We start from the raw sequence: 20,431 nt of genomic DNA on the forward strand, positions 1-20,431 counted from the left end.
GCGGGAAACATGAACGTCTTTTACGAAGTCTCGCTCGGCGATTTTCTCCTGGTCACCGTCATTCTCGGTGGCGGCGCGGCGTGGCTCACCGGGCGCGCCTCTGCGCTCACCTGGCGGCCACTTTGGCGGCTTGCATGGTTTCTTGTGCTGCTTTCCCTAGCGGTACGTTTTTTGCACTATGCGTTGTTCGAAGGTAGTCTGCTGAGCATTCAGTACTGGCTGGTCGATCTGGTGATCCTGTTCGTCCTCGGTTTTGCCGGATGGCGCTACACGCGCGCCTTGCAGATGACGACCCAGTATCGCTGGCTCTACGAGCGTACGAGCCCGTTCAGTTGGCGGGAACGCCAAACGACTTCCGGAGGCGGGGCCTAGAGGGGGCCTGCCTTCGGCGGAGAGGATGGCCTGTTTGCGGCCATCTTCGCGAATTGCAGGGCACAATGCCCGCAAATTGGGGAAAAATCCCCTTCCAGAAAGGTTCGACTGCATCATGAACCAGGGAGTAGTTGCATGAAAAAGATCCTGATGGCCGGTGTTGCCATGTCCTTCGGCATGGCCATGACGTCTGCGGCTCTTGCCGACATCGTTATCGCCACCGCCGGTCCGATGACCGGCCAGTATGCCTCGTTCGGCGAGCAGATGAAGGCTGGCGCCGAGCAGGCCGTCGCCGACATCAACGCTGCCGGCGGCATCAATGGCGAAAAGCTGGTTCTTGAAATCGGCGATGACGCCTGCGATCCGAAGCAGGCCGTGGCCGTCGCCAACCAGATGGTCGGCAAGGGCGTGGTCTTCATGGCCGGGCACTTCTGCTCGGGCTCTTCGATCCCGGCATCCGCGGTCTATGCCGAAGAAGGCATCATCCAGATCTCTCCGGCGTCCACCAACCCGAAGTTCACCGACGAGCGTCCTGGGCCGGGCATCTTCCGCGTCTGCGGTCGTGACGACCAGCAGGGCATGGTTGCCGGCGCCTATCTCGCCGAGAACTTTGGCGACAAGAACATTGCGATCATCAACGACAAGACCGCCTATGGTAAGGGCCTTGCCGACGAGACGCAGAAATACATGGAAAAGGCCGGCAAGAAGCCGACGCTGGTGGAATCCTACACGGCCGGTGAAAAGGACTACACCGCGCTGGTTTCCAAGCTGAAGCAGGAGAACATCGGCGTTCTTTATGTCGGTGGCTACCACACGGAAGCGGGCCTGATGGTTCGCCAGATGCGTGATCAGGGCATGGACACGATCCTCGTCTCCGGCGACGCGCTGGTCACCGACGAGTACTGGGCGATCACGGGTGATGCGGGCGCAGGCACGCTGATGACCTTCTCGCCCGACCCGGCGAAGAATGAAGTCGCGGCTCCGGTCGTGGCCAAGTTCAAAGAAAAGGGCGTCGTGCCGGAAGGCTATGTCCTTTACACCTACGCCGCGATCCAGGCATGGGCCGATGCCGTCAAGGCCGCCGGTTCCACCGACTATGACGCCGTTGTCGCCGCTCTGAACGAAGGCAACTTCCCGACCGTGCTCGGCGATCTGTCCTTCGACGACAAGGGTGACGTCAGCCTGCCGGGCTACGTCGTCTACGAGTGGAAAGATGGCGGCTACGACTACGTGAAGTAAGTCGCCCCGCCTAAACGGCTCCAATCTACGGCCCCCGGCGCATAGCGTGCCGGGGGTCATTTCTATTCAGAGGCCGGGCTTGTCCGGGTTTCAGAGAAAGGGATCAGGATGACCACCCGCAAAGCCATTCTTGCAGCCGCTGTGTTGCTCGCCTGTGGCCCGGTCCTCAAGGGAACGGCATCCGCGGCGACTGCCCAGGTGGATTTCAAGCGGTTCCTGTCAACGCCCGCGGGCGCTGCCGGGGTGGCAGCCGCCGTGGCCGGGCTCGGGACATGCGATACGCCCATCAACTGGGAGTACGGCTTTGACGAGACCTTGGGTGATGTGAGCACGGATGTGCTTTTTCTCGGCTGCACCGAAACGATCGACGGCGAGGACGATCCGTTCGAAAAATCCGTCGTGGCGAAGTTCATGTTTCTCGATGGCAAGCCGTCGCTGGTGAGCCTTCAGTACCTGCCCTGACGCCTCCGCCTCAGCTCACTTTCCTGAGCCAGTCGCGTGGATCTGTCGTCTGGCCGGTGTCGCCCGCCAGCGCCTTGCACAGATCGGATACGGCGTCGAGCGAGTGGACGGGACGGAACTCGTCCACATGGGGCAGCATGGCGCGGATGCCGCGGGCACGGGCCTCAAAGCGGTCGAAACGCAGGAGCGGGTTCAGCCAGATCAGCTTCCGGCAGGACCGGTGCAGCCGATCCATTTCCGGGCCCAGGTCCTCATGCGTGTCGCGTTCCAGACCGTCGGTGATCAGCAGTACGATGGGCCCGCCATGCATGACGCGCCGCGACCATTTCCGGTTGAACGCGTGAAGGGCGGTGGCGATACGGGTGCCGCCCGACCAATCCTCAACCTGATCGGTCACCGCATCTAGCGCCTCGTCCGGATCCTTCATGGTGAGCTGACGGGTGACGTTGGAAAGCCGGGTCCCGAAAAGGAACGTGTGCACCTTGCGCCGGTTTTCCGTCAGCGCGTGCAGGAAGTGCAGGAAGATGCGCGAATACTGGCTCATGGAGCCGGATATGTCGCAAAGCGCCACGATGGGCGGATGAATTTCGGCGGGCTTGCGGTAGCGCAGCGCGATAATGTCGCCGCCCGCGCGCAAGGAGGCGCGCATGCTGCGCCTTGCATCGATGTGGCGGTGTTTGGAGGCGGCGACCAGGCGACGCTGGCGCACGGTATCGACCGGCAGGATCAGGCGTTTGAGCGCGGTCTTGGCCTCGGCAATCTCCACCGCCGTCATCTGGGCGAAATCCTTGGTCTGAAGCACTTCCGCGCCTGAAACGGTGAAGCGGGCGTCAATCTCGATTTCGGGCTTGGTCTCCTTTGCCTCGCGCAGGGTCTCCTGTTGCAGGGCGTTGGCGACACGCGCCTGCGCGGCCTTGGGCTTTTCCGGCTCGCCGCGGGGCGGAGCGACGGGCGAGAGGATGGCCAGCATCTTTTCGACGAGCCCGTGCGAGCGCCAGAAAACGCGGAAGGCTTCATCGAAGACGGGGCGCTGGTCGCGCTTGTTCACGAAGATGGCGTGGAGCGTCCAGTAGAAGTCGTCGCGATTGGCGATGCCCGCCGTTTCCACCGCATGGATCGCGTCGATGATCGCCGCCGGGCCGACCGGCATTCCGGCAGCGCGAAGTGCGCGCGCGAAGTGCACGATATTGTCGGCAAGCGCGCCGCCGCCGGGCTGAGGGGGGGCGGGCTGTCGGGGGATGCTGTCGGTCATCGTGCGGTTCGCGGTCTCCGGGTTGGTGTTGCGGGCAAATGTGGAAGGCGAGGGGGGAGCAAGGGGCCCATCCTTCGAGACGGTCGCTTGCGCGACCTCCTCAGGATGACGTTGTCGTTTTGACCGTTTTCAAGAAACAAGCCCCACACTTAACGTCCTCCTGAGGAGGCCCGAAGGGCCGTCTCGAAGGATCGGCCGCTTGCTCGCCTCATCCAATCTCGAAACGCTGTCTCACATCTCCGCCACGATCTCCTTTTTCAACTCGTCCACGATGCGCTTGGCCTCCGATCCCTGAATGCGTTCGATGTCGTCCTGGTACTTCAAGAGTGTGCCGAGCGTGTCGGTGACCATTTCGGGGTTGAGCGCGAGTTGATCCAGTTCGGTGAGCGCGGTCGCCCAGTCGATGGTCTCCGCAACGCCCGGCTGCTTGAAAAGCTCGTAATCGTGACGAAGTTTCTGCACGAAGGCTACGACCTCCGCCGACAGGCGCTCATTCACGCCGGGAACCTTGGTGCGCACGATGGTCAGTTCGCGCTCTGCGTCCGGGTAATCCACCCAGTGATAGAGGCAGCGGCGCTTCAGGGCGTCATGGATCTCGCGGGTGCGGTTGGTCGTGATGATCACGATGGGCGGCTGCGGCGCACGGATGGTGCCGATTTCCGGGATCGTGACCTGACTGTCGGAAAGCACCTCCAGAAGGAAAGCTTCAAAGGCTTCGTCCGCGCGGTCCAGTTCGTCGATGAGGAACACCGGCGGACCGGACAGATGCGGGCGCATGGCGCGCAGCACGGGGCGCTCGATCAGGAAGCGTTCCGAAAAGATGTTCTGGCCAAGCTCGGCGCGGTCCGTCTCGCCGCTTGCCTCCGCCACGCGGATTTCCACCATCTGCGCGGCATAGTTCCACTCATAGACCGCGGTGGAGACGTCGAGCCCCTCGTAGCATTGCAGGCGAATGAGGTTGCGCCCCAGCGTGCGCGAGAGCACCTTGGCGATCTCCGTCTTGCCCACGCCCGCCTCGCCTTCGAGAAAGAGCGGGCGCTTCATCTTCAGCGCCAGATAGAGCACCGTTGCAAGCGAGCGGTCGGCCACATAGTCGGCGGAGGAAAGCAGGGTGAGCGTTTCCTCGATCGATTGCGGCAGCGCCGCGCCCTTCAGGGTCTTCTCATCATCCATTTTTGCCCGCCTGTTCTGGCCACCTGTTCTGGCCTGCCTGTTTTGGCCCTTGCGAGCCTCAGGGTTCGTTTCCGCCTCAACGTTGCTAACCTTCCGGAAGCCTGTGCGCAATCGTTCGTCAGGCGAATCCGTCATCTTGGGTGGTCGTCGCCATTTTTTCCGACTGTCGGCAATTCCATCTGGGGCGCGGTTGATCTAATCAGGGAGTGAATCGCAGGGACACAAGTGTCATGTGCGTCATGCGAACAATGGGAGAGATGCGTGGTGAACGGTGTCGGAGCGATAGACAGTCGGTTGTTGGGGCACCTGTTCTCCAGCGCACCGATGCACGGCGTGTGGGACGATGCGGCCCGGCTTCAGGGCATGCTCGACTTCGAGGCCGCGCTCGCCCGTGTCCAATCGCGCCTCGGCGTCATCCCGCAGACGGTGGGCGAAGCCGTGAGCGAAAAGGCAAAGGCCGATCTCTTCGACCTTGATGCCATCGGCGAAAAAGTGCCGCTTGGCGGGAATATCGCCATTCCGCTGGTCAAGGCGCTGACGGCGAAGGTGGAGGGGGCCGCCTCCGGCTACGTCCATTGGGGGGCGACGAGCCAGGACGTGATCGACACCGGCTTCATGCTTCAGGCGCGCGCCGGGATCGCGGTGCTTCGCGCCGATCTGGTGCGCCTTGGCGGGGCTTGCGCTGTGCTGGCAGATGCCCATCGCGCAACGCCAATGGTCGGGCGCAGTTTCATGCAGCACGGGCTTCCCACCGTTTTCGGGCTGAAGGCGGCGGGCTGGCTCGATACGGTGGGACGGCTCATTGCGCGGCTGGACACGGTCGCGGAGCAGTCGCTGGCGCTGCAGTTCGGCGGGGCGGTGGGGACGTTGGCCTCCCTGGGCGTAGACGGGGCGGCGGTTCGCGATCAACTGGGGGTGGAGCTGGGCCTTCCCGTTCCCCCCACGCCATGGTTCACCATGCGCGAGCGGATCGTCGAGATCGGGTCCGCGCTCGGCGCCATCGCGGGCATCATGGGCAAGATCGCGGGCGACATCGTCTTGCTGATGCAGACCGAGGTTGGCGAGGTTTTCGAACCCTCCGCTCCGGGCAAGGGCGGGTCCTCCACCATGCCGCACAAGCGCAACCCGGTTGGCGCGGCGACGGCGCGCGGGGCCGCCATTCAGGCTGAGGCGCGCGCGGGCGCGCTTTATCAGATCATGGACCAGCAGCACGAACGCGCTGTAGGCGGATGGCAGGCGGAATGGGGGCTGGTGCCGGAGCTTTTCGTGCTCACCGCCGCCGCGATCGTCCCGCTCATTGCGGTGATCGAAGGCCTTGAGGTGAAGGCGGAGCGCATGCGCGCAAATCTTGAGATCACCAACGGCCTCATTTTCGCCGAGGCGGTGATGATGAAGCTTGCGCCGATGATCGGGCGCGATGTCGCCCATCATGTGCTGGAGGCTGCCTCCAAACGCGCGGTGGCGGAAGGTCTGCATCTCAAAACGGTGCTGACGGAAAGCGACGAGGTGCGGGTGCATCTCGATGAAGCCGAGATCGCCGCGATTTTCGATCCGCTCGGCTATGTGGGCTCGGCGGAGATTTTCATCGAGAGGGCGCTTGAGCATTGGCGGTCAAGCCGCGCAGGCGACGAGGGATAGGCGGGCCGGAAAGGTCCGCCCATGAACGAACCACGACGAGAGGGAACCATGCCCAAGATCACCACCGATGATGGCATTGCGATCCATTACGAATTCGATGGACCCGAGGATGCGCCGGTTCTTCTGCTTTCCAATTCGCTCGGAACCGATCTGCGCATGTGGAATGCGCAAGTGGAGGCCTTTTCCGGCGCGCGCCGGATCCTGCGCTATGACAGTCGTGGCCATGGCAAGTCCGATGCGCCGCAGGGGCCCTATTCGATCGAGCGGCTGGGCCGGGACGTTCTGGCGCTGATGGATGCTCTTGGGCTTGAGAAAGTGGACTATTGCGGGCTCTCCAAGGGCGGCATGGTCGGGATGTGGCTCGGCACGAATGCGGGCGGACGCTTCGGCAGGATGGTCTATGCCAACACCGCCGCGCACATGCCGACGGAGGAGATGTGGCGGCACCGGGCGGCGACGGTGCGCACTGATGGCATGGAGGCTGTCGTGGAGGCGGTGGTCAATCGCTGGTTCACGGAAGCCTTCCAGCAGAACGACGAGGCGGAAGTCGGGCGCATCCGGCAGATGATCCTGGGCACCGCACCGGAAGGCTACGCCGGGTGCTGCGAGGCGATCGCCGTGATGGATCAGCGCACGAGCATTCGCGCGGTGGAGAACCCGGTTCTCGTGATTGCCGGTGCCGAAGATCCGGCAACGCCGCCGGACTATGGCCATCAGATCGCGGAAGCCATTGCGGGCGCCGAGCTCGTCGTGATCCCGCAGGCCGCGCATCTGTCGAATATCGAACAGAGCGCGCTTTTCAACGAGGCGCTGGCGCAATTCCTGAACGGGTGAAAACCTGCTGCAACGCGATCAAGGACGGCTCCCGCGCCAGGGGAAGGGCGCAGGGCCGGGAGGAGGATCGATGACCAAACGACAGCGCGGCGTCCATGCTCGGGCCGCCTGGATGATCTGCGCCATTGCGTTGCTGGCGCCGGCCAGCGCGATGGCGGCGGGCCCTGATGCGGACGAGGCGCGCGACCCGGTCGCACGTGGCCGGATCATGGCTGAGGAGCAATGCAGCACGTGCCATGCGGTGGGCAAGGACGACGAAAGTGCCGCCCAAGGCGCGCCCGCTTTCCGTGATCTCGGTAAACGCTATCCGGTCGATCAGCTGGAAGAGGCTCTGGCGGAAGGTATCGTCACCGGTCACGCGGATATGCCGGAGATCGAGTGGGAGGCTGAGGAAGTGGCGGATTTCATCGCCTATCTGAAGAGCATCAACGAATAGGGACACGCGGCGCCACGCCCACGGCTGGTGTTAGCAGCAGTCTCGCGCGGATGCTGCTAACACATTGATTTGATTTGGTGTTAGTCGAAATGCGGCTTGTCGTGGCGGCGAAGGATCGGAAAACTTGTCTCCGTGTTGAATTGATTGGAGACGGTCCATGGCACATGCGGAATTGAGCGCGCAGATGCGCGGGTACGGCCTCACGACGGCGGAAATCCTCTATCACATGCCCGATCATCCGGGCCTGCTTCAAACCTTTGTCTGGCAGACTTGGGACCTTGCCCCTCAATTCCCTGAATTGCATCAGTTTCTGAAGTTCTGGACCTCGGAACTGGACGGTACGCTCCATTCGGTGCGCTACGCCCACAAGGGCCTGATTGGCCCGTCGGGCTGGCGCCATGTGGATGTGTCGCTGTTGATGCACTGAGCCGGCGGGGGCGGCGAGGCGCTAGAGCCTGATCCCCGCCCCCTCGCGCAGGGCCGCTTCCACGGGCGGGCTAAAGCTCTTGTCCTCGTTGTGGAGCACAAGGCCCTGGCGCAGGGTCATCCCGGCGCGCGAGCCTCGAATGCCGCGCACGAGGATGCGGCTGGCTTCCGCGCCCTCACGGGGAAAAAGCGGAAAGACGCAAATGCCACCGAAACGGCCCGACATCGCCTCAAGCACATCGGCAAGCCCGCCGGCACGAAATACCAACGTGATACTGCCCCCGGAGACCAGAAGGTCTGAGGCCGTGCGGAGCCATGGATCGAGCCCGCCTTCGGCCAGCACATGCGCGCTTGCTCTTGCACGGTCCGGCGAGGCGCGGTGGCGGGTATCGTAATAGGGCGGGTTCATGATCACGTGATCGGCCATGCCCGGCAAAAGCCCTTGCGCCTTGCGGGCGGCCCCTCGTGCGCACACATCCGCCTCAAGCACGTGAATGTGGCTGGAAAACGCACTGTTTTCTGCCAGTTCGAGGCTTTGGCGGCTGAGCGCGACAAGGTCGGGCTCTCTCTCCACCAATGTCACCGAAATGGATCCGAGCCGGGCGGCGGCGCACATGCCGGCGGCGCCAGCGCCAGCGCCAAGATCCATCACCCGGCCCGTCGTCTCCTCCGGCAGGCTCGCCGCCAGCATCACCGCATCGAGGCCGGACCGGTGATGGCGCCCGCCGGGCTGGAGAAGGTGCACCTTGCCGCCCAGAAAAAGATCGCGGGTAATCGGCTTCTTCTCTTGGCCCGCCGCGCTGTCTGCGGGGGGCACTGCGTCGTGCTCGTTCACCCCTGATCTCCCGCGGAAGGCTTCAGTTCATGGCCGAGTTCCGCCTCGATGAGGATCTGGCGGGCCTTTTCCAGATCATCGCTTGCGACCAGAACGCGGCGCGGCAGGAAGCCGAGGGAGCCTTCCATGATGCTCATGTTCTGATCGAGGAGCATGTAATAGACGCCCGCTTCGCCGAGCAGTGCCTCGACAAAGGAAATCAACACGGGATCGTTCGTTTTCAGGAGTTCTTCCAAGCGCTTCGCCCTTTCGGTGTTCGGGCCAAATCTAGAGCATTTGCCGGAAAATGCGATGGAAACGGAGCGCAGGGCAAGGCGGCGTGATTTCAAGCGCTGGCTGGGCACACATTCCGACTGACGCAGCGATTCGCCCGTGTCCCGACGCCATGGCGGCAAGAGGTTATTTTGCGGCTATCGACAAATCTGCGGATAGAACGCTTCCACGCAAGCGGAATCGCCCGGATCGCAAAGGCTTGCCTTGCCGATCCGCGCCAGCCGACCTATTGTCCGCCGGAATTTCGTCAAAGCGGAGATGACAGGCGTGGGCGTGGTCGTTCCATTCGAAGAGAAAGGTGAACCGGCGGGGATTTCCCGACTGAGCGGACTGGTCGCTCAGGGCATGACCGAGGTCAACCGGATCATTCTTTCCAAGGCGGGCTCCGATGTGGAGATGATCCCGGAGGTCGCCAACCACCTGATCTCCTCCGGCGGCAAACGCTTGCGGCCCATGCTGACAATCGCCACGGCGCAGATGTTCGGCTATGAAGGCGACGGTCACACCCAGCTGGCGGCCTGCGTGGAGTTCATGCACACCGCAACGCTTCTCCATGATGATGTGGTTGACGAGAGCGACATGCGTCGCGGCAAGCTGGCCGCGCGCAAGCTCTGGGGCAATCAGGCCAGTGTCCTGGTCGGCGACTTCCTGCTCGGTCAGGCCTTCAAGATGATGGTCGACGTGGGCTCCATGGATGCCCTTTCGGTTCTGGCCGATGCGGCTGCCGTCATTGCCGAGGGGGAGGTGATGCAGCTGGGCGCTGCCAAGAACACCGAGACCACGGAAGACGACTATCTCGCCGTCATCCGCGCCAAGACGGCGGCGCTGTTTTCGGCTGCCGCCGAGGTCGGTCCGATCATCGCCGACGCCACACCCGCCCAGCGCGCGGCCTGCCGCTCCTACGGCATGAATCTCGGTCTGGCGTTCCAGCTTGTCGATGACGCTCTCGATTACGGCGGATCGTCGGCGCAGCTTGGCAAGCGCACGGGCGATGATTTCCGCGAAGGCAAGATCACCTTGCCGGTGGTGCTCAGCTATCGCCGCGGCACGGATGAGGAGCGCGGCTTCTGGAAGCGCTGTCTTGAAGAGGGCAACATCGAGGACGGCGATCTGGAACGCGCCATCGAGATGATGAAGGCCCACGGTGCAATCGCCGACACCGTCGACCGGGCGCGCCATTATGGCGCCGTCGCGCGTGACGCTCTCGCCCCTCTTCCCGCGGGCGAGCACAAGCAGGCGCTGCTGGAAGTCGTGGATTTCTGCATCGAGCGGCTGCACTAACGCGCAACCCAACGGATCAAGCTGTCGCCCCGTTTCGGCATTGCCGGAGCGGGGCGATTTGCGTTTGGGGCCGCATGTCAGGTCAGCGTGGTGGCTGCGATCCACCAACCGGGCCGGGCTTGTTGCAGGAACGCGGCGGCGCGGGCAGCCATGGGGGCATCCTCGAAGATCGCGAAACAGGTCGCTCCGGAGCCCGACATTCTGGCAAGCAGCACGTCCGGCAGGCCGTTCAGTACGGCGAGCACGTCCCGGATCGGTGTGGCCAGGGCGGTTGCAGGCGGTTCGAGATCATTGCGGGTGCCATGCAGGAAGGCCACCAGCTGGGCCGCATCCCGAAACGCTTGCGGCATCGCATCGATGGGCGGGTTCTCACGGCTTGCCAGTGCGCGGAACACCGTGGGTGTGGCGACTTCAATGCGCGGATTGACCAGAAGGAAGCCCGCCTGCGGGAGGGCGGCGAGGGGGGTGAGGCGATCGCCGATACCCTGCGCACGCAATGGGGTGGACGCCAGGCACATGGGAACATCGGCGCCGAGGCGCGTCGCGATCTCATGAAGGCGCGGATCAGTGGTGTCGATGTTCCACAGTCGGCACAGAATGCGCAGGGCCGCCGCCGCATCGGCCGATCCGCCGCCAATCCCGGAGGCGACCGGCAAGTGCTTTTCCAGAACGAGCGCTACACCCGCCTGAACGGCGAAGGCCTCGCGCAGCGCAAGCGCGGCGCGCAGCACCAGATTGTCGCCATCGGCTGTGAGATGGCGCGCGAAGGGCCCCTTGATCATCAGCGAGAGGTCTTCTGCAGGGTCTGCGTGAAGTGTGTCGCCGAGGGGCGGGAAGGCGGCGAGGGTATCGAGTTCGTGATAGCCGTCCGCGCGTTGCCCGGTCACATGGAGCGCGAGATTGACCTTGGCGCGGGCCTGTTCGCTCAGGCGAGGGGCGGGGGATGTCGGCATGGCGGTTTCGATGGATCGGTGAGGGGGCTTGCGAAAACGGCGGCCCGTCGTTGCCGGGCCGCCGTCTCGTCATGTCACATTTGCGCAGCGCTTGTCACTTGCCATTGGCGGCGCGCTCGGGCGCTTCCGCGTCACTGGTGGCGTTTTCCAGCCCGACCTTCAGCTTGCGCTCGATGGTGGCCAGCGTGTCCCCTTCGGCGTCGAGGTCTCGCGCATGGTTCCACTGGAAGGTCGCCTCAAGCTTGCGACCCACCTTCCAGTAGGCATCGCCCAGATGATCGTTGATGGTGGGGTCTTCCGGGCGCAGTTCCACGGCGCGCTCCAGTTCCGGGACCGCATCTTCGAAGCGGCCGAGCTTGAAATAGGCCCAGCCGAGACTGTCGACGATGTAGCCGTCCGATGGGCGCAATTCGACGGCCTTCTCGATCATGCCGAGGGCCTTGTCGAGATGCATGCCCTTGTCCACCCACGAATAGCCCAGATAGTTCAGCACCATGGGCTGATCGGGGTAAAGCTCCAGCGCCTTCAGGAAATCGGCTTCCGCCTCCTCCCAGCGGTCGGTGCGCTCCAGGGTGATGCCCCGGAAATAATAGAGCGACCAGTAGGCGCGACCGGTCTTGTCGCCCAGAGACTCGATGCCGCGGGTGTAGACGTCGGCGGCTTCGGCAAAGATCTTGCGCCCGCGCAGGACATTGCCCAGCGCCACCACGGCTTCGAGATTGGACGGATCCGCATCGATGAGTTTCATCAGGTGGGCGCGGGCCTCATCGACCTTGTCGAGCGCGTTGTAGTTGAGCGCGATGTCGATTTCCACGCCCTTGCGCAGGGGCGAGTCTTCCGGGATACGCTCCAGCACGTCCACCGCCCGGCCATAGTCGCCGATCTGCTGGAAAAGCTGGGCAAGCGGAATGAGCGCCAGCGACGCCTTGGGATCGAGATAGAGCGCAAGCTGCAAATAGGCTGCGGGGAATTCGTCGCCGCCATCACGGCCAAGCGCCGCGCCAATGCCGTAAAGCACTTCCGCTGCCCCCGCCTGGGGCGATGTCGCCAGCGGGGTGGGTTTGCGGTCTTCCTCGATCAGCTTTCGGGTGTTGGCGATGACCGGGCTGCCATTGGCAGTCTGATCGAAAGTATCGAGAACCCCGAGCGCGCCTTCCTTGTCTCCTGCCAACGCAAGCGCGCGCGCGTGCGCCTCGACAATGCGCAGCGAGTTGTTGTCGGACTTGTAGGCGGCGGCAAAGCGTTCGGCCGCTTCCTTGCGGCGGTTGGCCATGTCGAGAATGAGGCCCGCGTGATAGGTGCGGAACGTGTCGAACCAGTCGGGCCCCTGAAGCTCGTTCAAAAGCGCCAGCGCCTCGTCGACCTTGTTGGCCCCCGCCAGGGCCCAGGCGGAGAGCAACTTGTCGGACAGCTGGGCCAGCGGGCCGCCGGTCGCCTGCGAGAAGTTCTTGCGCGCGGAGGAATAGGCCCGCTTCTTCAGATCGTAGACACCGGACGCCAGGCGGCCGAGAAGATTGTCGGGATCGACCGCGAGCACGGCCTTGGTCAGGCCCATTGCCTCTTCCATCTCGCCATTGGCGAGTTTCAGCGTAAAAGTGCGGCCGAGCAGGAACTGATTGGCGGAATCCTGCTTCAATGCGCGGGCAAAGAAGTCGGCGGCCTTCGCAATGTCGTGATCCCCATGTGCGATCACACCGGCCAGATAATTGCCGGAAAGCGTCTGCGGATAATCGACCTCGTCGGCCTTCACATCCGCATTTGCGAAGCTGGAAAACGCCAGAAACGGAAGGGTGGACAGCAATGCAACCCGCAACAACCGGGACGGGGATTTGCTGGAAGGGCCATTCGTGGAGGAGGCGATATGCGCCGCTGCGCCGCCCTGTCTGGCGTCGCGCCCTGCGGCTTCGCGCCGCACGAAAAGGGACCGGATCGGCTGCGTTCTTATCATGGTACCTCTCTGGACGCGCGAATCGCACTTCGAGTGTCCGTTTCGATGGGGCGTCAGAATGGCCCTTTTGTGACCGGGCCGCAAGGAAGTGGCCAGGACGGTCTTATTCAACTGAGGCCTTTCATCTAAATGGCTTCCGAAGAGTTCGGTGGCGGTGAACAGTTTTCAGAAAAACCTTGTTTTGTGCGGAGCGAAATTGCATGGAGTGCGTGCAGCGGTGAGTGTGCGGCCGCAGCACTGTCCCCAACCAAGGGCAGCTAAGGCTTCTGCGGAGGCCGGGTGGGAGGTCGCTCAGGCATCGTGTTCGTGGCGTTTCAGGAAGGGCGAACGATGGCCAAGTGGGTTTACAGTTTCGGAGATGGCAAGGCGGAAGGTGCCGCTGATATGCGCAATCTCCTCGGTGGCAAGGGGGCAAACCTCGCCGAGATGTCCAATCTCGGGCTTCCCGTCCCCCCGGGTTTTACGATTACGACCGAAGTCTGCACCTACTATTACGACAACGGCCAGACATATCCCGGCGAACTTGAAGCTCAGGTCGACGCGGCGCTGGGCCAGATCGGCGCGCTGACGGGCCGGACCTTCGGCGATGCGAAAAACCCGCTTCTGGTGTCCGTGCGTTCCGGCGCTCGCACCTCCATGCCGGGCATGATGGATACGGTCCTCAATCTCGGCCTCAACGACGAGACCGTCGGTGCGGTGGCCGAGGAATCCGGCGATGCCCGTTTCGCCTATGACAGCTACCGCCGCTTCATCCAGATGTATTCCGACGTCGTTCTGGGCGTCGAGCACCATTCCTTCGAGGAGATCCTTGAGATCTTCAAGGAGAACAAGGGCTACACGCTCGACACCGAACTGAGTGCGGAAGACTGGAAGGTCATCATCGAGCGCTTCAAGGCGCTGGTGGCCGAGGAACTCGACGAGCCCTTCCCGCAGGACCCCAAGGCGCAGATCTGGGGCGCAATCAGCGCCGTGTTCGGTTCGTGGATGAACCAGCGCGCCAAGACCTATCGCCGCCTGCATGACATTCCGGCAAGCTGGGGCACCGCGGTCAACGTCCAGGCGATGGTGTTTGGCAACATGGGCGAGAGCTCCGCGACCGGCGTTGCCTTCACGCGCGATCCGGCAACCGGCGAGAACGCGCTTTACGGCGAATTCCTCGTCAACGCGCAGGGCGAGGACGTGGTGGCGGGCATCCGCACACCGCAGAACATCACCGAAGCTGCGCGCATCGCGGCCAAGTCCGACAAGCCGTCGCTTGAGACGGTGATGCCGGAGGCCTTCGCCGAGTTCGACGGTATCTGCAAGAAGCTCGAAGCCCATTATCGCGACATGCAGGACGTCGAGTTCACCATTGAGCGCGGCAAGCTGTGGATGTTGCAGACGCGTGCGGGCAAGCGCACGGCGCGCGCAGCCCTCAAGATCGCCGTCGACATGGCCAATGACGGGCTGATCACCCGCGACGAGGCGGTGCTGCGTGTGGGGGCTTCCGCGCTCGATCAGCTGCTCCATCCGACCATCGATCCCGACGCCAAACGCGACGTGGTGGCGACCGGCCTCCCGGCGTCTCCGGGCGCTGCCTGCGGCGAGCTGGTGTTCAATTCCGATGAGGCCGTGGAAGCGGCCGCCGCGGAAAAGAACGTCATTCTGGCGCGTGTGGAAACGAGCCCGGAAGACATTCACGGCATGCACGCAGCCCAGGGCATCCTGACGACGCGCGGCGGCATGACGAGCCACGCGGCGGTGGTGGCCCGCGGTATGGGCAAGCCTTGCGTTTCCGGCGCAGGCTCCGTTCGCATCGACTATCGCGCCCAGACGCTGACCGTCGGCGGACGGACCTTCAAACGCGGCGACGTCCTCACCATCGATGGGGCCACGGGGCAGGTTCTGGCCGGGTCTGTCGCGATGCTGAAGCCGGAGCTGACCGGCGATTTCGGTACTCTGATGGAATGGGCGGACGGTGCGCGGCGGATGAAGGTTCGCGCCAATGCCGAAACCCCGAAGGATGCGCGCACCGCACGCGAATTCGGCGCGGAAGGCATCGGTCTTTGCCGCACCGAGCACATGTTCTTCGACGAGGGACGCATTCTCGCCATGCGCGAAATGATCCTGGCGGAGAGCTCCGAAGGCCGTCGCGCCGCGCTTGCCAAGCTTCTGCCGATGCAGCGTCAGGACTTTATCGAGATCTTCGAGATCATGCATGGCCTGCCGGTCACCATCCGTCTGCTCGATCCGCCGCTGCACGAGTTCCTGCCGCATACGGATGAGGAAATGGCGGAAGTGGCGCAAGCCATGGGGGTGGAGGTCGAGCGCCTGCGCCGCCGCGCGCACACGTTGTCGGAGTTCAATCCGATGCTCGGCCATCGTGGCTGCCGCCTGCTGATTTCCTTTCCGGAAGTGGCGGAGATGCAGGCCCGTGCGATCTTTGAGGCCGCGGTCGCCGCTGCCAAGAAGACGGGGGCTCCGGTGGAGCCGGAAGTCATGGTGCCGCTTGTCGGCATCAAGAAGGAACTGGATGTCGTGAAGGCGCGCATCGACGCCGTCGCCAAGGATGTGATGGCGGAGGCCGGCGTTACGATCGTCTACCAGGTCGGAACGATGATCGAGCTGCCGCGCGCCGCACTGCGGGCGGACGAGATCGCTGAGGCGGCGGAGTTCTTCTCCTTCGGCACCAACGATCTGACCCAGACCACTTTCGGCATCTCGCGCGATGATGCAGGCTCGTTCCTTGGTGATTACCAGCAGCAGGGCATTATCGAGCAGGATCCTTTCGTCTCCATCGACCGGGACGGCGTGGGCGAGCTCATCCGGATCGGTGCGGAGCGCGGACGCAGTGTGCGCGAAGGCCTGAAAATGGGCATCTGCGGCGAGCATGGTGGCGATCCGTCTTCCATCGACTTCTGCGAAACGGTCGGGCTCGATTATGTCTCGTGCTCGCCCTATCGTGTGCCGATAGCCCGGCTGGCCGCCGCGCAGGCAGCCTTGAAGGCCCGCAAGGACGGCTGAGCCTGCCGGATCAGAACACCGCATTTGCGCCGCTTGCCCATTCGGATGGGTGGCGGCGCATCTGTTTTGGGGCTATCGAACTCAACAGGTTCAATCGGGGGGAGCGACAGGTGCTGCTGGCGAAAGGCATCGCGACGATCGGGGCCATCCGCGAGGGCGGCAAGGCGGCGTTGGCGCGCGCGCTGGCGGCGATTGAAACCGCGCAGGACAGTGAGGAGCTCGCAACGCTTCTCGATGAGGCGACCGCCAATGCGAAGGCGCATGTGCTGGGGGTGACTGGGCCGCCGGGCGTGGGCAAGTCCACCTTGATGCGCGCCCTGATCGCGCAGGGCCGTGCGCTTGGTCTTTCCGTTGCGGTGCTCGCGGTCGATCCCTCTTCCCAACGCACCGGCGGTGCGCTTCTGGGGGACCGCACACGTCTTGCGACCGATCCGGAGGATGACAAGCTCTTCGTGCGTTCCATGGCGGCGCGGGACCGGTTGGGCGGGTTGTCCGACCATGCGGTCGCCGCAGCTGTCCTGATGCGGGCCGTTGCCGATCTCGTCATCGTTGAGACGGTCGGGATCGGCCAGTCGGAATCCGATGTGGCGAGTGTCGCCGACACGGTGCTCCTTTGCATTCAACCCGGATCCGGCGACAGCCTGCAATTCATGAAGGCAGGGGTCATGGAGCTTCCCGATCTCGTGGCAGTGACCAAGGCGGATATGGGGGAGAGAGCACGTCGAGCCCTGGCGGATGTGGAGGGGGCCTTGTCATTGGCAGCCCGACGGGGCGACGGGTGGCGCGCGCCGGTGGTGCTCGTAAGCGCGACGGCGGGGACGGGGCTTGAGGAATTGGCAGGCGCTGTCGGGGCGCATCGGTGCTGGCTGGACGAGGACAGGCGGCTCGCTGCCAAACGACGCGCCCAGGCGTTGGATTGGATTGCGGATGCGGTCCGTCAGCGGTGGGGGCGGGAAGGCTTGCGCCGGATCCAATTCCTGGCCGGCGACGCCGAGGAGCCGTTTCAGGCCATGTTAAGGATAAATCGTAAATTTGAATTGTTCGGATGAAAGGATTAGTTATAAAACACGAATTACTTAAAGTTACATATCTTGAAGTCTGAGTAAAAACATTATAAAAAATAATATATATATTATTGAATACGTGATTTGCATATTAAAATACAGAAAACTACATATACAATATTTCATGAAGTGTTTATCAACCTAAAGCAGGCTGCCCGTGTTTCGATAAACAAGCGACTGTGGGCGGCGACATGCAAGCGATTTCTCGAATTTCCATTGCGTCACGTATCTTCATCCTCTGCCTGATTCCGATGATTGGCCTTGTCTTCCTGGGCGGCACCCGGATCTTGAAGAACCTTGGAAAGATTGAGGTTGAAAACACGATCACTGGCATCGTTGAACGTGCGCCGGTGATTTCCGCACTCGTACATGAGATGCAGAAGGAACGCGGAACGTCGGCTGGATTCATTGGATCCAAGGGGGCGCAATTCGCCGACGCGATCATGCAGCGCCGCGTCGATACCGACGCCGCTCTGGAGACGCTGCGTCGCACGATCCCGAACGATAGCCCCATCTTGAGCAACAAGACTTTCGGCGAGCCGTTTCGTTCGGCGCTGACAAAGCTTGGCGAGCTTCAAAAGCACCGCGCAGCCGTGGATGATCTGACATCTTCCGTCGGCGAAATGGCAAAATACTACACCAGCGTCATCAAGGATCTGCTGGATACGGTAGAGGCCGTCGCGCTGGTTGCTGATGAGCCGCATGTGGTGCGCGACGCCTATGCCTACAGCGCGATCCTGCAGGGCAAGGAGCGCGCCGGCATTGAGCGGGCGATGGGGGCCAACGGCTTCGGTTCGGGGAAATTCGCACCCAATATTTATCGGCGGTTTGTCGGCCTTCGCGCGGAGCAGGAATCTCATTTCGCGCATTTCCTGCGCTTTTCTCCCGGTGATGGCGTGGCGGAATTGCGGCGCGCGCTGGAGAGCCCCGCGGCCGCGCGCATCAGACAATTGCGCGAGCTGGCCGATGCGGCTCCCTTCGGCGGAGACATCTCGTCGGTGACGGGGCCGGAATGGTTCGCTGCGGCGACCGACTGGATCGAGGAGCTGAAGAAGGTCGAGGATGTGATGGCGCATGATCTCGTTGCCGATTCCGATCATGCGCGGGACGATATGCAGCAGGAGCTGAACCTGCTGAGCGGGACGCTGGCGGGACTGGTCGCTTTGGTGATTGTTTGCTCGATCGCCATTGCGCGTTCGATCTCCAAGCCTGTCACGTCGCTTTCGAAGACGATGGCCCGGTTGGCAAAAGGTGATCTGGACGTCGAGATCGCAGAACGCAATCTCCATGACGAAATCGGCGGGATGGGGCGCGCCGTGGAGGTGTTCCGCGAAAACGCCATCGAACGCAAGCGGCTGGAAGAGGAGGCGGTGCGAAAGGCGCACCTGGAAGAACAACGCAAGCATGAGCTGATGGCGCAACTTGCGGATGATTTCGAATCCGCCGTCGGAAAGCTGATTGTGGCGGTGAGCGACAATATGGAAGAGCTGCGCGTCGCGTCACAGAGCATGTCTGCCATGGCGGAAGAGACGTCCAATCAATCCTCGGCGGTGGCCGCGGCGTCCGAAGAGATGTCGACCAACGTTCAGACGGTCGCTTCGGCCACCGAGGAAATGGGGTCTTCGGTGGAAGAGATCGGGCGTCAGGCGCAAATCTCTTCGGAGAAGGCCGGGATGGCATCCACCTCCGCACAGCAATCGGTGGGGCAGGTGCAGGCTCTGTCCGGCTCGGTTCAGAAGATTGGCGACATAGTCGGGCTCATTCAGGCCATCGCCGAGCAAACCAACCTCCTGGCTCTGAACGCCACCATCGAGGCTGCGCGGGCAGGCGAGTCGGGCAAGGGCTTTGCGGTCGTTGCCTCGGAGGTGAAGGATCTGGCGACCCAGACCTCCAAGGCGACGGAAGAAATCTCCATGCAGATTTCGCAGATCCAGACGGAGACCCAATCGTCCGTGGCGGCCATCGAAGCGGTGACCCTCGTGATCAACGAGCTGAGCGAACTTGCGACCTCCATCGCGGCAGCGGTTGAGCAGCAGGGGGCTGCGACGCGGGAAATCGCGGGCAATATCCAGCAGGCGGCGGATGGGACCGAGCAGGTCGCGGCCAATATCGCAGGCGTGGGGCAGGCTGCGGGCGAATCGAGCGCGGCCGCCAGCAAGGTGCTTACGTTGTCGAGCAGCGTTGCCCGTCACACCGCGGAAATGCGTGAGCAGACACACACGTTCCTGCAGCGCGTACGCAGCGGATAAGCCGGGTTTCGCACAGGCGCGACACGGGGGTCTCTGGACATGCCATGTCGCCGTTATAAGGTCGCCCTTCCTGAAACTGGAGGGACGGACATGTCGCGCAAACCGGTGATCGCTTTTCTTGGAATCGGCCTGATGGGCTCGCACATGGCGCGCAGGCTTCTGGAAGCGGGCTATGAGCTTCGGGCCTGGAACCGGACCGCGGCAAAGGCGGAGGCCCTCGTTTCTCATGGGGCCAAGGCATCTGCGACGCCTGCCGAGGCCGCGACAGGAGCCGATATCGTCATCACCATGGTGAGCGACGGCGCGGCTGTGACCGATCTCTACTTCGCGCAAGGTGTTGTCGCGGCGGCTCCGGAAGGGTCTCTGTTCATCGACATGAGCTCCGCGCAACCCTCTCTTGCCCGTGATCTTGCAAAGCAGCTTGGGGCGCTTGGGCGTCGTCACGTGGATGCGCCCGTTTCCGGCGGCACGGCTGGTGCCGAGGCCGGGACGCTTGCGATCATGGCAGGTGGTCAGGAGGCCGATATCGACGAGGCACGCCCGGTCTTCGAGATCATGGGGCGTGTCACCCGCGTGGGGCCTCATGGATCGGGCCAGCTTTCCAAGCTCTGCAATCAGGCCATCGTGGCGATTTCCATCGGCGCTGTTTCCGAGGCGCTGTTTCTGGCCGAGCGAGGCGGGGCGGATCCTGCGGCGGTTCGCGATGCGATCCGAGGCGGCTTTGCCGAAAGCCGCATTCTCGATCTTCATGGCCAGCGGATCGTGGACCGCAACTGGGAACCGGGTGGGCCGTCCCGCCTGCAACTCAAGGATCTCGACAACGTCCTGGACGCGGCCGCCGATGCCGGTGTCGATCTTCCCCTGGCCCGGCAGGTCCGCGAGCAGTTCTTCAAGCTGGTAAATGATCTGGACGGGGCTGAACTCGACCACGCGGCGCTCTATCTACAACTGGAAGCGCATAATTTGTCCGCCGCCGAAGCGTGAGAACGGGTG

Annotated in this window: 18 protein-coding genes; 12 read left to right on the forward strand and 6 right to left on the reverse strand. The window is 63.2% G+C overall.

Going from position 1 to position 20,431, the window contains the following annotated elements:
* The first annotated feature begins 9 nt into the window (after positions 1-9).
* From ABGM93_RS01150 to ABGM93_RS01160, 3 genes are all read left to right on the forward strand, one after another.
* A complete protein-coding gene (locus tag ABGM93_RS01150) occupies positions 10-372 on the forward strand; it encodes a DUF6867 family protein (RefSeq protein WP_321502686.1) in 363 nt (120 codons plus the stop codon).
* A 135-nt stretch (positions 373-507) separates the two neighbouring features.
* A complete protein-coding gene (locus ABGM93_RS01155) occupies positions 508-1,611 on the forward strand; it encodes a branched-chain amino acid ABC transporter substrate-binding protein (RefSeq protein ID WP_321502688.1) in 1,104 nt (367 codons plus the stop codon).
* A 108-nt stretch (positions 1,612-1,719) separates the two neighbouring features.
* Positions 1,720-2,073, forward strand: coding sequence for a hypothetical protein (locus tag ABGM93_RS01160; RefSeq protein WP_321502690.1), 354 nt, complete (start codon positions 1,720-1,722; stop codon positions 2,071-2,073).
* Between the two features lie 10 nt (positions 2,074-2,083).
* On the opposite strand, the gene ABGM93_RS01165 is transcribed toward ABGM93_RS01160, so the two are convergent.
* Both ABGM93_RS01165 and ABGM93_RS01170 read right to left on the reverse strand, forming a co-directional pair.
* A complete protein-coding gene (locus ABGM93_RS01165; RefSeq protein ID WP_321502692.1) occupies positions 2,084-3,325 on the reverse strand; it encodes a VWA domain-containing protein in 1,242 nt (413 codons plus the stop codon).
* A gap of 231 nt (positions 3,326-3,556) precedes the next feature.
* Positions 3,557-4,498, reverse strand: coding sequence for a MoxR family ATPase (locus tag ABGM93_RS01170; protein ID WP_321502694.1), 942 nt, complete (start codon positions 4,496-4,498; stop codon positions 3,557-3,559).
* Positions 4,499-4,759: 261 nt separating this feature from the next.
* Here ABGM93_RS01170 and pcaB point away from each other — a divergent pair, with 261 nt between their 5' ends.
* From pcaB to ABGM93_RS01190, 4 genes are all read left to right on the forward strand, one after another.
* Positions 4,760-6,136, forward strand: coding sequence for a 3-carboxy-cis,cis-muconate cycloisomerase (gene pcaB, locus ABGM93_RS01175; RefSeq protein ID WP_321502696.1), 1,377 nt, complete (start codon positions 4,760-4,762; stop codon positions 6,134-6,136).
* 48 nt (positions 6,137-6,184) lie between these two features.
* Entirely contained in the window at positions 6,185-6,970 is a 786-nt protein-coding gene (gene pcaD / locus ABGM93_RS01180; RefSeq protein ID WP_321502698.1) for a 3-oxoadipate enol-lactonase, read from the forward strand.
* Positions 6,971-7,040: 70 nt separating this feature from the next.
* Positions 7,041-7,406 carry a c-type cytochrome gene (locus ABGM93_RS01185; RefSeq protein WP_321502700.1) on the forward strand — a complete coding sequence of 122 codons (366 nt, stop codon included), beginning with the start codon at positions 7,041-7,043 and terminating at the stop codon, positions 7,404-7,406.
* Between the two features lie 157 nt (positions 7,407-7,563).
* A complete protein-coding gene (locus ABGM93_RS01190; protein WP_319773059.1) occupies positions 7,564-7,833 on the forward strand; it encodes an usg protein in 270 nt (89 codons plus the stop codon).
* Positions 7,834-7,854: 21 nt separating this feature from the next.
* Here the strand turns inward: ABGM93_RS01190 and ABGM93_RS01195 are convergent, their stop codons facing one another.
* Both ABGM93_RS01195 and ABGM93_RS01200 read right to left on the reverse strand, forming a co-directional pair.
* On the reverse strand, positions 7,855-8,667 hold the full coding sequence (locus ABGM93_RS01195) for a methyltransferase (RefSeq protein WP_321502702.1): 813 nt from the start codon (positions 8,665-8,667) through the stop codon (positions 7,855-7,857).
* Positions 8,664-8,903, reverse strand: a complete 240-nt coding sequence (locus ABGM93_RS01200) for a DUF2007 domain-containing protein (protein WP_321502704.1) — start codon at positions 8,901-8,903, stop codon at positions 8,664-8,666. The genes ABGM93_RS01195 and ABGM93_RS01200 overlap by 4 nt, the downstream gene beginning before the upstream one ends.
* A 295-nt stretch (positions 8,904-9,198) precedes the next feature.
* Between ABGM93_RS01200 and ABGM93_RS01205 the strand changes: the two genes are divergently transcribed.
* Positions 9,199-10,221 (forward strand): polyprenyl synthetase family protein, encoded by a 1,023-nt coding sequence (locus tag ABGM93_RS01205; protein ID WP_321502706.1) that lies wholly within the window; start codon positions 9,199-9,201, stop codon positions 10,219-10,221.
* A 77-nt stretch (positions 10,222-10,298) separates the two neighbouring features.
* Here ABGM93_RS01205 and ABGM93_RS01210 read toward each other — a convergent pair whose 3' ends face one another.
* Both ABGM93_RS01210 and ABGM93_RS01215 read right to left on the reverse strand, forming a co-directional pair.
* Positions 10,299-11,174, reverse strand: a complete 876-nt coding sequence (locus ABGM93_RS01210) for a 4-(cytidine 5'-diphospho)-2-C-methyl-D-erythritol kinase (protein ID WP_321502708.1) — start codon at positions 11,172-11,174, stop codon at positions 10,299-10,301.
* A gap of 94 nt (positions 11,175-11,268) precedes the next feature.
* Complete coding sequence (locus ABGM93_RS01215; protein WP_321502710.1) at positions 11,269-13,122, reverse strand: tetratricopeptide repeat protein; 1,854 nt, start codon at positions 13,120-13,122, stop codon at positions 11,269-11,271.
* A 330-nt stretch (positions 13,123-13,452) separates the two neighbouring features.
* Between ABGM93_RS01215 and ppdK the strand changes: the two genes are divergently transcribed.
* The 4 genes from ppdK (at position 13,453) to ABGM93_RS01235 (ending at position 20,422) form a co-directional block, all read left to right on the forward strand.
* Entirely contained in the window at positions 13,453-16,125 is a 2,673-nt protein-coding gene (gene ppdK / locus ABGM93_RS01220; RefSeq protein ID WP_321502712.1) for a pyruvate, phosphate dikinase, read from the forward strand.
* A gap of 110 nt (positions 16,126-16,235) precedes the next feature.
* Complete coding sequence (gene meaB, locus ABGM93_RS01225; RefSeq protein WP_321502714.1) at positions 16,236-17,174, forward strand: methylmalonyl Co-A mutase-associated GTPase MeaB; 939 nt, start codon at positions 16,236-16,238, stop codon at positions 17,172-17,174.
* Positions 17,175-17,380: 206 nt separating this feature from the next.
* The gene (locus ABGM93_RS01230) at positions 17,381-19,438 is read left to right on the forward strand and encodes a nitrate- and nitrite sensing domain-containing protein (protein ID WP_321502716.1); all 2,058 of its coding nucleotides are present in this window, start codon (positions 17,381-17,383) and stop codon (positions 19,436-19,438) included.
* Positions 19,439-19,528: 90 nt separating this feature from the next.
* Positions 19,529-20,422, forward strand: coding sequence for an NAD(P)-dependent oxidoreductase (locus ABGM93_RS01235; RefSeq protein WP_321502718.1), 894 nt, complete (start codon positions 19,529-19,531; stop codon positions 20,420-20,422).
* Positions 20,423-20,431 lie beyond the last annotated feature (9 nt).

It is taken from the genome of Breoghania sp., from assembly GCF_963674635.1.
Taxonomy (GTDB): domain Bacteria; phylum Pseudomonadota; class Alphaproteobacteria; order Rhizobiales; family Stappiaceae; genus Breoghania.